We start from the raw sequence: 11,895 nt of genomic DNA, 5'->3' as shown, positions 1-11,895 counted from the left end.
GCTATTGGATGGGCTGGGGCCATTCTTGATGTTGTTAAAATCCCCAATCGACCCACACCTCGGATTACTGTCTTTGAAGACACAGACATCAATGGACACCCTTTCTACTTTATAATTGATGAAAACCATCCTCTCTTCGCGGATGAACCTGTTTCTAAACTTTAAATAAAGGAGGCGCTCTTTTGAGCGCCTCCTTTATTATGATAGGCTTGTTGGCACTGTGATTGTTGGAACAGTCGTGTCTGATGAACAGCCCGAGTCAGGCAGATAGGCACTGATGACGGTTTGAACAATCTGCATGATAAAGGTGAGGACCGCCAAAACAATCGGCGCTTTCAAGTCTTGTGAAATTTTCACGGGCACACTGATGTTATCTTGGATACTAGCAGATGTGAATACAAAATCATCTGTATTTGTATGAGTACGATCGTATTTTTTGATCTCTTGATATTCAATGAAAGTCTCCCCTGAGCGACCCAAAAAGAAAACTTTCTCTAATGTTTGAATTTCCCAAACGCTTTGATCTTCAACCCCTTTTAATTTCAGAGGAGTTGCTCTCAGCTTAAAAACAGGCGGTTCTGCATGAATACGTTTTGGATCATCCGTATCATAAATAGTTGCCTTTCTCGCCGCTGCTAAAGCTCTATCTTTTGTAAGGTAAACAGCAAAATTATTTTCTTTCTGGGCAAAGGATCTACAAATTCCTTTTAATTGAGCATCTTCCCATGTTACTTTTTTAAAGTGATGTCTCACGGGCAGGCTTGATGTACCTGAATCGCCGGTTGTAGTTGTCTCATCACTGTTATCTTCAACTGTTGAAGATACGCTAATAGATCCAATCTTTTCTTCTTGAGGTTGTTTTCGACTTATTTTAGCAGATAGCTTCTCCAAAGAAAGTTTCTCAAGCTTTTTTACATCACGAGCTGAAGCTTTTGCAGTGTCCTCAGACTCTTCATTTTGTGATTCTTTTGGATTGGATATCGTTACTCTTCTTTTCTTCAAGCTCTGAGGCGATCCCTCAGGAGATGGCGGAACATCTATTCCTTCCCTTTTATGCTTAGAGGCCATTAATTTTTCACCCAAAACATAAAAAACCCTACCTTCACTCCCTTCGCTAGGCTCAAGAGCGATATGAGGATTATAAACAACGAGTCTACCGAGTGCTGAAGGTTCATTTGGCATAATATACTCCATTTCTTTAAAAAAGCTGATAGAAAAGTATATAAATATTTTGATTAGCAAAATCTTAACCATAATCTAAATAGCACATAAGTTATTTTATATTAAAGAATCTCAACTATAATAAGACAAAATCATAAACAAACATGGGTTGATATGAGTCACAGGACAATTCACAAAACATCACGAAAAACCGAAAAACATTGGGTTGGCAATGGTTTTTATGTCAGCAGCATGTTTTCATATTCCCAAGACACAGGCATAAGCCCTTTTCTTTTGTTAGATTATGCGGGTCCTACTGATTTCTCTCCATCTGATAATGGTCCTCGTGGTGTTGAACAACATCCGCATCGCGGATTTGAAACTGTGACAATTGTCTATTCAGGAGAGGTTGAACATCGTGACACAGCTGGTAACAAAGGTAAAATTGGTCCGGGCGATGTGCAATGGATGACCGCTGCAAGTGGTGTTTTACATGAAGAAAAGCATAGTGCAGCTTTCACGAAAAAAGGGGGAACGCTGGAGATGATTCAATTATGGGTGAATCTGCCAGCCAAAGATAAAATGTCTGCCCCTCGTTATCAAGAGATCCTGGACAAAGCGATACCTGTTGTCAAATTAGATAATCATAAAAGTCAAGTACGTGTGATTGCAGGCCAGTTTAATGGCATAAAGGGTGCCGCCAAAACCTTTACACCCATTCACCTCTATGATATATGCCTAGCCGCCAATAGCTCACTCGATATTCCTATAAATTCTGGCTTTAATGCACTGCTCTTTGTCATGAATGGAGATATTTCAATTGAGGGCAAATCTGTTCAAACCAATGAATTAGCAATCCTTGGAAATGAAGGAGACATTGTCTCTCTAAAAGCTCAAAAAGAAACAAAATTATTGTTCATGAGCGGTGAAGCAATTGATGAACCTGTTGTTGGCATGGGACCATTCGTCATGAATACCCAAGAAGAAATCTATCAAGCCTATAATGATTTTCGGAGCGGAAAATTTAACAAAGGAGGGAGCCTATGAAGAACATGTTCGATAAGAAAGCCGTTGATAAGAACAAATGGATGCTTGATCCTGATGATGCAGTCATGCTGCTCATCGACCATCAATCAGGCTTATTCCAACTCGTCCGGGACATGGATCAACCAACTCTTCGGAATCATGCAACTGCTTTAGCAAGATTAGCTCACCTTGCTAAAATGCCTACATTTACAACAGCATCGGTTCCTGATGGACCTAATGGGCCCCTTATTCCTGAAATTCATCAAGCAAATCCGAATGCAGTCTACATTCCAAGAACAGGACAAATCAATGCCTGGGATAATCCAGCATGGGTAAGTGCTATCGAAAAAACAAAACGTAAAACACTCATCATCGCAGGAACACTCACAAGTGTATGCATGGCCTTTCCAGCATTAAGCGCTCTTGTAAAAGGATATAAGGTATTTTGCGTTGTTGATGCTTCAGGGAATTGGAGCAAAATGGCAACAGATATCACATTGGCTCGTGTTGTTCAAGCTGGCGCTATACCAATTGATACTTTTGCTTTATTAGGAGAAATCATGAGCACATGGAACCGTCCTGATGCCCTTGATTTTGCAAGCATTATGGTAGACAATATTGTCCCTCCATACAGAGCTTTAATGGAAAGTTATGACAAAGCACAAAGCGTTCAAAAAAATGGGCATGAAACAAAATTGGATCAACTGAAAGCGCCCAAAAAATAAAATCCTCATTTACCGCGTTGGCCTTGGGACCTCGAACTGATAATCATAAAAGCCTTTTTTGGTTTTACGACCAAGCCAGCCAGCTTCAACATATTTTACGAGCAAAGGACATGGTCTATATTTGCTATCTGAAAGGCCTTCGTAGAGAACTTGCATGATCGAAAGGCACGTATCAAGCCCGATGAAATCAGCCAGCTCTAAAGGTCCCATCGGATGGTTTGTCCCTAGTTTCATTCCTTTATCAATGGCTTCAATTGTACCAACGCCTTCATACAAGGTATAAATTGCCTCATTGATCATCGGCATCAATACGCGATTCACAATAAAGGCAGGAAAATCTTCAGAGAGTGCAACTGTTTTCCCCAATTTTTCAATAAAGGCCAAAGTTTGCTCGTAGGTCTCATCATTTGTCGCAATCCCTTTAATCACCTCAACCAGCTTCATCACAGGGACAGGATTCATAAAATGAATGCCGATGAATCGATCAGGGCGATCCGTCACCGATGCTAGCCTTGTGATTGAGATCGATGATGTATTTGATGCAACAACAGCCTGTGGTGATAGATAGGGAAGGAGTTTTGAGAAAATATTTTTCTTGATTTGCTCATTTTCTGTTGCCGCTTCAATGATCAGATCACAGGTTTTAAAATGATCATAAGAAGGGCTCTTTTTCAAGCGCGCTAAACAAGCTTGTTTGTCAGATTCTGTCATTTTTTCTTTTGAAATCATGCGATCAAATTGCGCAATCATGAAAGTCTCTGCCTGATCGAGAACCTCTTGGTTCAAATCTGTGAGCATGACCTCGAGCCCTGCTTGAAGACAGCTCTGTGCAATCCCTCTGCCCATTTGGCCTGAGCCAATAATACCAATCTTTGTAAACATTGAAGCCTCCTTATTCGGATGATAAATCGTAAATTTGAACAATAGCGCCTGATTTTGTATCAATCAGATATATTCTTTGTGTCTTCTGTGCTGTTTCTGATCCATTTTCAGAGTAAGAAACAAACAAACTGAGTCGACCACTATCCATGAATGACTTAATAACTCTAGCATTTTTGGGCAAATTCAAATATGTTATAACAGAATCTTGGGTTATCGTCTCAGCGATATTCTTTTTAGCAGCGATGCGTTTTGACAACTCGACACCTAGAAAAACAAAGCCAACGACGATAAGGATTCCCATCACGATGACAATTTTTTTCAAATATCCTATTGAATTATCTCTCATCTAGCCTTACCTCTCTATTAACCTTATTATTTATGAAGTTGTGAATGAGTATGACCGAACTTTTATCAAAAATCAATTTAGAACCTGTTCTTGAAGAAGAATCAGGGTTGCGTCTCGATCTTTTCTTATCGAAAAGATGCGAAGATCTTTCACGCTCCCGCATCCAACAGCTTTTAAAAGAAGGTCACGTCATTAAAGAAAATAGTGACCTAAAACTAACAGCAAAAACAGCCGTAAGATCTGGCGATCAATTTAGTATTCATGTACCTGAAGCTGAGGATCTTGATATTATTGCTGAGAACATTCCCCTTGAAATTCTCTACGAGGACAATGACTTAATCGTCATCAACAAGCCTGCTGGTATGGTTGTTCATCCTGCCCCAGGCCACTCTAAAGGGACTCTTGTCAATGCTCTTTTGGGTCACTGCGCAGAGTCTCTTTCTGGCATTGGCGGGATCAAAAGACCCGGTATTGTCCACAGGCTTGATAAAGATACTAGCGGTCTTATTGTCATTGCCAAAAATGATGATGCACACCATAAACTCAGTGCTCAATTTTCAAAAAGAGATCTCTCCCGCGTATACTACGCTCTGGTTTGGGGCGTTCCTTCACCGCAGATCGGGCAGATTGAAACACAAATGGGCCGTCATAAAACAGATCGCATGAGAATGGCTGTACTCAAATCTGGCGGCAAAGAGGCAATCACAGACTATGAAGTCGTTAAAAACTTCAAAAACCAAGCAAGCCTCATTGAGTGCCATCTTCAGACAGGCAGAACCCATCAAATCCGTGTTCATATGAGTCACATCGGAACGCCCCTTGTCGGCGATCCAACCTATAATGCAAACAGACGTCCTTTGACCGTTCCGATTGCTGCAATCACAAAAATCTTAAATGCTTTTCCAAGACAAGCTTTGCATGCGGCTGAACTTCACTTCATTCACCCAAGCACAAAAGAAGACATGTCCTTTGAATCAGAATTACCTGAGGATTTCAGGCAACTTCTTGATGATCTTTCAAATGCTTGCAAGGCAAACATTTGAATTTATCAATTGAATAAATTTAAAAACATGATATAATAAGGAAACGAAAGACCTTGAGGAAATAGGGAAACGATCGATGAGTTATCAATTACCGAGTTTACACACCGAAACAGGACTTGCACGCTATTTACAACAGATCCGTCAATTTCCAATGCTTGAAGCGCAAGAAGAATATACTCTTGCTAAATCATGGAAAGAAGAAGGCGATCGTGAAGCGGCACACAAACTTGTCACAAGCCATCTAAGACTCGTTGCAAAGATTGCAATGGGTTATCGTGGTTATGGCTTGCCTTTATCTGAACTCATCTCTGAAGGCAATGTTGGCATGATGCAAGCCGTCAAGAAATTTGATCCTGATCGGGGTTTTCGTCTTGCAACTTATGCGATGTGGTGGATTAAAGCCTCGATTCAGGAATATGTTCTCCACTCATGGTCACTCGTTAAAATCGGAACCACCGTTGCTCAAAAAAAGCTGTTCTTCAATCTTAAGCGCTTAAAGGGCGATTTAAAGGCGATTGATGATGGCGATCTTCATCCTGATGATGTGAGAGAAATCGCAAATCAGCTCGATGTGTCTGAACAAGAAGTGATCAATATGAATCGCAGACTTGCTGGCCACGATCATTCATTGAATGCTCCCATGCGCATGGATGGTGAAGAAAGCGGTGAATGGCAAGATATTTTGGTTGATGAAAATCAAAAAAGCCAAGAATTTGTCATGGCAAAAAATGATGAAGACTCAAAACGTCTGGCTCTTTTAAATGAGGCTCTTGGTACTTTAAATGATCGTGAGCGCGCCATTTTTGAAGAAAGACGCCTTCTTGATGAACCAAAAACGCTTGATGAATTATCACAGAAATATGAGATCAGTCGTGAGCGAATCCGTCAGATTGAAAATAGAGCTCTCGAAAAAATTACACTGCTCATTGAAAAGAAAGCAATGGAGCAAAGATTGCTCCCTAGCGCGTAACTCAAAACTAAGAGGCTTTTTTGAATTTTAGAGGTTTTCCCTCTAGGATATTCCAATTGGCAGGATTCATGTTTTCAGACAAAAGCTGGGTCATCTCAACGGCATCAAGTGGTTTTGAAAAATAATAACCTTGAATATAATGGCAACCAAAGCCTCTAAGCATATCTATCTGGCCAAATGTTTCCACCCCTTCCGCAACTGTTTGGATAGACATTGTATTGGCTAATGTCTGGATCAATTTCACCATAATTTTTGATCTTTCATTGGTCTCAATATCATCCACAAATGATTTATCAATTTTGATGGCATCAAAAGGGTATCTAAAAAATGTACTAAGCGAAGAAATTCCTGTGCCAAAATCATCAATCGCAAGCTTAACTCCCATTTCTTTTAACGTTTTTAAATCATCTTCTAGCTCAGTATGACGAACACTCAATATCGTTTCTGTCAATTCAACCTGTAATTGACGCGGATCAATCTTGTACTTTTCGAGGCTATTTTTAAGATAGGAAATCAAATCCTGCCTATCAAATTGACGTCCAGACACATTCACACTCATTAGCCAATCGTTTCTCTTAAACAACAAATTCCATTCTTGTAATTGAAGCAATGCCTGATCTGCAACATAGTGCCCCAACTTATGAATAAATTCTGACTCTTCTGCGATCGGAATAAAACTTGCTGGTGAAATCCAACCATGTTTTGGATGTTTCCACCGCACAAGCGCTTCAAAGCCTTTGATGACACTTTGACCAACATCAACGATTGGCTGATAAAAGACCATGATCTCATCTTCAGCCAAAGCTTGATCTAAAGAATTTCCGATCTCAAATTGTTCAGACATTTTATCCCGCATTTTCAGATCAAAAATAGAATAACTGCCTTTAGAATATTCTTTCGTCCGATAAAGAGCCAAATCAGCATCCATCAGAATTTTCTCAGGCATTGAATTTCGATGATACATTTCAGAGACAACAACACCAATGCTAATATTAGGATTAACCGTTGTTCGACTTAATTTCAAAGGCTTATTCACATAAGACAAAAGTCTCTTAATGGTTGCTTCTAATTTTTTTTGTGATTGGAAATAAGGCATTAAAATAGCAAATTCATCCCCGCCAAGACGAGCAACAGTATCAGACTCACGACAAACCTCTAAAAGACGTTCACTTAATTTGATTAAGACCTGATCACCCACTAAATGCCCCAAAGTATCATTGATTCGCTTAAAGTTATCAACATCAATGAACAATAATACAAATCGCTCATTTGGGTCTCGTTTAAAGCGAATTAAATTTTGACTGATACGGTCATGTAATAAATTTCGATTTGGCAAGCCTGTTAGACCATCGTGAAGAGAATCATGAATCAATTGCTCTTCCATTTTCTTTTTGTCTGTAATATCTGTTTGCGCGCCAAGAACACGGCCACCTTCAACTGATTGGGTATGAATCCATTGCATCTGAACCCAAATATAGTACTCATCCTTATGCAGAATCTGATAAGTACATTCGCCTGTTGTTTCTGAATCTAATTTTGATGCAAAATCAAGAATAGAGGCAACCCAATCACGATCATCTGGATGTATCCGTGTTATCCAAGCCGTTCTATCATTTGGAAAATCAGCATCATTAAAGCCAATCATTTCTTTCCAGCGCGGCGAAAAATAAATCGAATCAGATGAAACATCCCAATCCCAAAGACCATCATTTGTTGCTTTTTCTACAAATTCATATCTTTCCTGAGTTCGTTTCAGCTCTGTTGTTGCTTGTTCAATCACTTTTTCAAGCGTCTTAGACTGGTCTGACAGAAAGGCTTCTTTCTCGGATTTTTCATCCATTGCAAGATTAAAAGCTTGGTCTCTTTCTCTTACATAGGGACCAATAATCCAAAAACCAATAATGGGGGATACAATACCACCTAATAAAATAGGAACTAAAAGATTTTCCCAAAAGGACGACCAAACAAAACCCAGCGATGCAAATGAGGGCAAAACCACAACCATAATGATCGTTCTTACAAGCATCACAATCGCTGCAATCTTAATAACAATTTTCAACAATTCACTATTTGAGAGATTCAGCAAATCATCATTTGAGAAATTTTTATCCATTGATTCAACCTATTGAGACACCAAAATCCTATAGCACTTCTATCGTACTCATATCTTATCAAATAAAGGTTAAATCAGGCTAAAGAGAAAAATTATGATAACCAAATCGAATTTTTTAATCCTGCAATCATTGATTCATGCTCTTTCAATTCTTCTGGAGAGAGCTGAAATTGACGTGATGCCCTTTTTTCTTTTGGACCTAATGCACGAACCAGCTGAGATGTTTGCTGAGCTCCTTCTGTTGGCCCTGCCCCCATCATCTGCATACCAAAATCTGACTGACGCCCACCTAAAAGCTCTAGGTAAACTTCAGCCAAGAGCTCAGAATCTAATAAAGCACCATGTAACGTTCTGGATGAATTATCAATTTTAAATCTTTTACACAAAGCATCAAGGCTCGCAGGAGATCCTGGAAATTTTTTACGCGCAATCAATACCGTATCAATCGCACGATCATAAGCAATTTCAGGAAAAGAATAAGCTTTCAATTCGTGATTTAAAAACTTCATATCAAAAGCTGCGTTATGAATAACCAATGGTGAATCACCAATAAAAGCTAAAAAATCTGAAGCAATTTCTGGGAATTGCGGATAGTCTGCCAAAAATTCTGTTGAAAGACCATGAACTCTAAAAGCATCAGCCGGCACATCACGGTCTGGATTGATATATTGATGATAAACTTTACCGGTTGGCAAATGATTGATGAGCTCAATACAACCAATTTCAACAAGGCGATGGCCTTTTGAAGGCTCAAATCCTGTTGTTTCTGTATCTAAAACCACTTCTCTTGTCATTTTTGAATCTCACTCAAAATCTTTCGAATCTGTTTTAAAGTATAGGCCTTTGAAAGACCAGTCTCAACAATAAAATCAGACCTTTTTCGTTTTTGATGATCTGGCATTTGATTCTCAGTTAAAATTTTGATTTTATCCGCAGTCATATTTGGACGCGCCATCAATCGAGAGCGCTGAATAAAATGAGGAGCTGACACAGTGATAACATAATCAATGCCATAATCAGGATTGCGATCAATTTCTTTTTCAAAAAGAAGCGGGATATCCAGACAAATCACAGGCGTCTTTTTTCGAAAATGCCTATGAATAAAGGAGAGCGTTTTATCTTTCACTCTAGGATGAAGGATCTGCTCAATTTTTTTCAAATTACCCGGATCTTTCACAACATTAGCTGACAAATCCTTACGATGAATATATCCGCCATGATAAGCATCAGGGAACAATTTAGAGAGAACTTCTATCACATGGTGATCTTGTTGTAACAGCGAATGAACAGCCTGATCAGCATCATGAACAGGCACTTTCAACTGCCTTAACATCTTTGCAACAGTTGATTTTCCCATTGCAATAGAACCTGTTAAACCCAATATAATCATCAGCTCTTCTCTTGTTGCTCAATAGTTGACAATTTATCTAAATCACGACGTTGTAAAAGCATAATAATTTCAGCGGCTGTTTCTTCAATGGACCTTCTTGTAACATCAACAACCGGCCATTTGTGCGAGCGATAAAAGCGACGCGCCTCTAAAACTTCTGCTTTTACTTTTTGCAAATCAACATAATCAACATGCTCTCCTTGATTAAGCAATTTCAATCGATTCCGCCTTATTTCAACAAGATTTTCTGGATCTTTTGTGAGGCCAACAATGAGAGGCTTTGTGACATCAAACAAAATTGAGGGCAGCGGACATCCCGGAACATAAGGAAAGTTTGCGACCCGATAGCCTCTATTGGCAAGATACATGCATGTTGGTGTTTTTGAAGATCGTGAAACACCGACCAATATAATATCCGCCTTATATAAATCTGGCCCTAATTGCCCATCATCATGCATCAAAGTATATTCAATTGCTTCAATACGATTAAAATATTTATCATTCAAAACATATTGTCTGCCTGGCCTTCCAACCGATTGGGCGCCAAAAAATAATGTTAACTCATGCATTAATGGCTCTAACACTGGAACAATTGGAAGGCTCAACTTTTGACACAAAAGCTTTAAGCGATCTCTTAGCTTTTCATCAACAAGCGTATACATGACAAAGCCAGGATTTTTCTCGATACTTTCAATCACAAAATCCATTTGACGATCTGTCCGGACCAAATTCCAAAAATGCTCTACATATTGTTGGTGTGCAAATTGAGAGAGACAGGCTCTCGCAACCGAAAAAATTGTATCCCCCGTTGAATCAGACACCAAATGAACATGAAATTTTTGATCTTTTGTATGATGAATCATCTTTTTTTCGTCTCTTTCCTAGCTTGTATAATATGTGGATAAAAAGGATAAAACCAGACATTTCGAAAAAATTAGGTTCTACCCCGAAAGTATCAGAGCTTTCACCCCCTTGTGAATTGTTTTTTTTATTTAAATCAAAATTCCGGATAAATTCTCACAAGGCACTATTTTTATTAGACTTTTATTTTAACAAATCTGTGGATAATTTAGTGGGTAAATTTTAATCCACAGAGTCCACAGGATACCACTAAAACTACTAATATTTATATTTCTATTTATTAAGTTAAAAGGTATAGTACTAAAAACCAACCAACAAGAACAATCTATCAAATGTCAAAATTACTCCTTAATGAATTTTCAACCCCCTCATCCTCTCAAATACCATGCTGGTTTATGAGACAGGCAGGTCGATACCTACCAGAATATAGAGATTTACGTGAAAAAGCGGGTGATTTTTTAACCATGTGCTTCACGCCAGATTATGCAACAGAAATTACGTTACAGCCTTTAAGACGGTTTCCGTTTGATGCCGCCATTTTATTCTCCGATATTCTTGTTATCCCTTATGCTCTTGATCAAAATCTTGAATTTAAAGAAAAACAAGGGCCAGTCCTCACGCCTTTACAACCACATCTCAAATTTTCTGAGTTAAATCTGGATGAAAATCATTTTTCATTAAAACTTTCTCCTATTTTTCAAACAATTAAACAATTGAAACAAACTTTAACATCAGATAAAACACTCATTGGTTTTGCAGGAGGGCCATTTACTGTTGCAACTTATATGATTGAAGGCAGCGGAAGCAAAACATTCGATCGCTTAAAAACATGCATGTACAAAGATAAAGAATATTTTCAAAAACTCATATCACTTCTGATTGAAAGAACAATTCTTTATTGCGACTATCAAATTCTTGCAGGAGCTGATGTTATTCAATTATTTGAGAGTTGGGCTAATCTTCTTCCAGAGGAAGAGTTTGAGAAATACATAATTGCAGCTCATGTCCAAATTATTGAAACTTTAAAAGCAAAATATCCTCATGTGCCCATTATTTCTTTTCCAAGGGCGGCCGGCTTTTTGTATGAGAATTTTATTCAAAAAGTACCTATGGATGGATTAGGAATTGATTACCTTGTTCCTTTGGACTGGGCTAAAAATAAAATCCCAAAACATATTCTTGTTCAAGGAAATTTGGATCCACATCTTTTACTTGCTGGCGGTGATCAAATGGTTCAACAGATTCAAAATATTTGTGATACATTCAAGGATCGTAAATATATTTTCAATTTAGGTCATGGTATCATCAAAGAAACACCCATTGCCCATGTTCATCAAACCCTTGATATTGTTAAATCTTGTCAAAGATAGGTCATTTT

The 11,895-nt window shown here is 38.5% G+C and carries 12 protein-coding genes; 5 read left to right on the top strand and 7 right to left on the bottom strand.

Features of this window, described 5'->3' with window-relative positions; all coding sequences use genetic code 11:
- Positions 1-198 precede the first annotated feature (198 nt).
- Entirely contained in the window at positions 199-1,182 is a 984-nt protein-coding gene (locus KBF71_01300; protein ID MBP9876955.1) for a hypothetical protein, read from the bottom strand.
- 153 nt (positions 1,183-1,335) lie between these two features.
- Here KBF71_01300 and KBF71_01295 point away from each other — a divergent pair, with 153 nt between their 5' ends.
- Positions 1,336-2,208 carry a pirin family protein gene (locus KBF71_01295; GenBank protein MBP9876954.1) on the top strand — a complete coding sequence of 291 codons (873 nt, stop codon included), beginning with the start codon at positions 1,336-1,338 and terminating at the stop codon, positions 2,206-2,208.
- A 41-nt stretch (positions 2,209-2,249) separates the two neighbouring features.
- Positions 2,250-2,912, top strand: a complete 663-nt coding sequence (locus tag KBF71_01290; GenBank protein MBP9876953.1) for an isochorismatase family protein — start codon at positions 2,250-2,252, stop codon at positions 2,910-2,912.
- Between the two features lie 9 nt (positions 2,913-2,921).
- On the opposite strand, the gene KBF71_01285 is transcribed toward KBF71_01290, so the two are convergent.
- Together KBF71_01285 and KBF71_01280 are read right to left on the bottom strand one after the other, a co-directional pair.
- Positions 2,922-3,794 carry a 3-hydroxybutyryl-CoA dehydrogenase gene (locus KBF71_01285; GenBank protein ID MBP9876952.1) on the bottom strand — a complete coding sequence of 291 codons (873 nt, stop codon included), beginning with the start codon at positions 3,792-3,794 and terminating at the stop codon, positions 2,922-2,924.
- A 10-nt stretch (positions 3,795-3,804) separates the two neighbouring features.
- Positions 3,805-4,140 carry a hypothetical protein gene (locus KBF71_01280; protein MBP9876951.1) on the bottom strand — a complete coding sequence of 112 codons (336 nt, stop codon included), beginning with the start codon at positions 4,138-4,140 and terminating at the stop codon, positions 3,805-3,807.
- Positions 4,141-4,190: 50 nt separating this feature from the next.
- On the opposite strand from KBF71_01280, the gene KBF71_01275 reads away from it, so the two are divergent.
- The gene (locus KBF71_01275) at positions 4,191-5,183 is read left to right on the top strand and encodes an RluA family pseudouridine synthase (protein MBP9876950.1); all 993 of its coding nucleotides are present in this window, start codon (positions 4,191-4,193) and stop codon (positions 5,181-5,183) included.
- Positions 5,184-5,259: 76 nt separating this feature from the next.
- The gene (gene rpoH / locus KBF71_01270) at positions 5,260-6,153 is read left to right on the top strand and encodes an RNA polymerase sigma factor RpoH (GenBank protein ID MBP9876949.1); all 894 of its coding nucleotides are present in this window, start codon (positions 5,260-5,262) and stop codon (positions 6,151-6,153) included.
- A gap of 7 nt (positions 6,154-6,160) precedes the next feature.
- Here the strand turns inward: rpoH and KBF71_01265 are convergent, their stop codons facing one another.
- The 4 genes from KBF71_01265 to KBF71_01250 form a co-directional block, all read right to left on the bottom strand.
- Complete coding sequence (locus tag KBF71_01265) at positions 6,161-8,266, bottom strand: EAL domain-containing protein (GenBank protein MBP9876948.1); 2,106 nt, start codon at positions 8,264-8,266, stop codon at positions 6,161-6,163.
- Between the two features lie 92 nt (positions 8,267-8,358).
- Positions 8,359-9,060, bottom strand: coding sequence for a DNA polymerase III subunit epsilon (dnaQ, locus tag KBF71_01260; GenBank protein ID MBP9876947.1), 702 nt, complete (start codon positions 9,058-9,060; stop codon positions 8,359-8,361).
- Positions 9,057-9,656, bottom strand: a complete 600-nt coding sequence (locus KBF71_01255) for a dephospho-CoA kinase (GenBank protein MBP9876946.1) — start codon at positions 9,654-9,656, stop codon at positions 9,057-9,059. Before KBF71_01255 ends, dnaQ begins: the two co-directional genes overlap by 4 nt.
- Positions 9,656-10,519, bottom strand: coding sequence for a kinase/pyrophosphorylase (locus tag KBF71_01250; GenBank protein MBP9876945.1), 864 nt, complete (start codon positions 10,517-10,519; stop codon positions 9,656-9,658). Before KBF71_01250 ends, KBF71_01255 begins: the two co-directional genes overlap by 1 nt.
- Positions 10,520-10,849: 330 nt before the next feature.
- Here KBF71_01250 and KBF71_01245 point away from each other — a divergent pair, with 330 nt between their 5' ends.
- Entirely contained in the window at positions 10,850-11,887 is a 1,038-nt protein-coding gene (locus KBF71_01245; protein ID MBP9876944.1) for a uroporphyrinogen decarboxylase, read from the top strand.
- The last annotated feature ends 8 nt before the right edge of the window (positions 11,888-11,895 follow it).

The organism is Alphaproteobacteria bacterium (assembly GCA_018063245.1).
Lineage (GTDB): Bacteria > Pseudomonadota > Alphaproteobacteria > JAGPBS01 > JAGPBS01 > JAGPBS01.
This window is presented reverse-complemented; position numbering and strand designations above follow the sequence as displayed.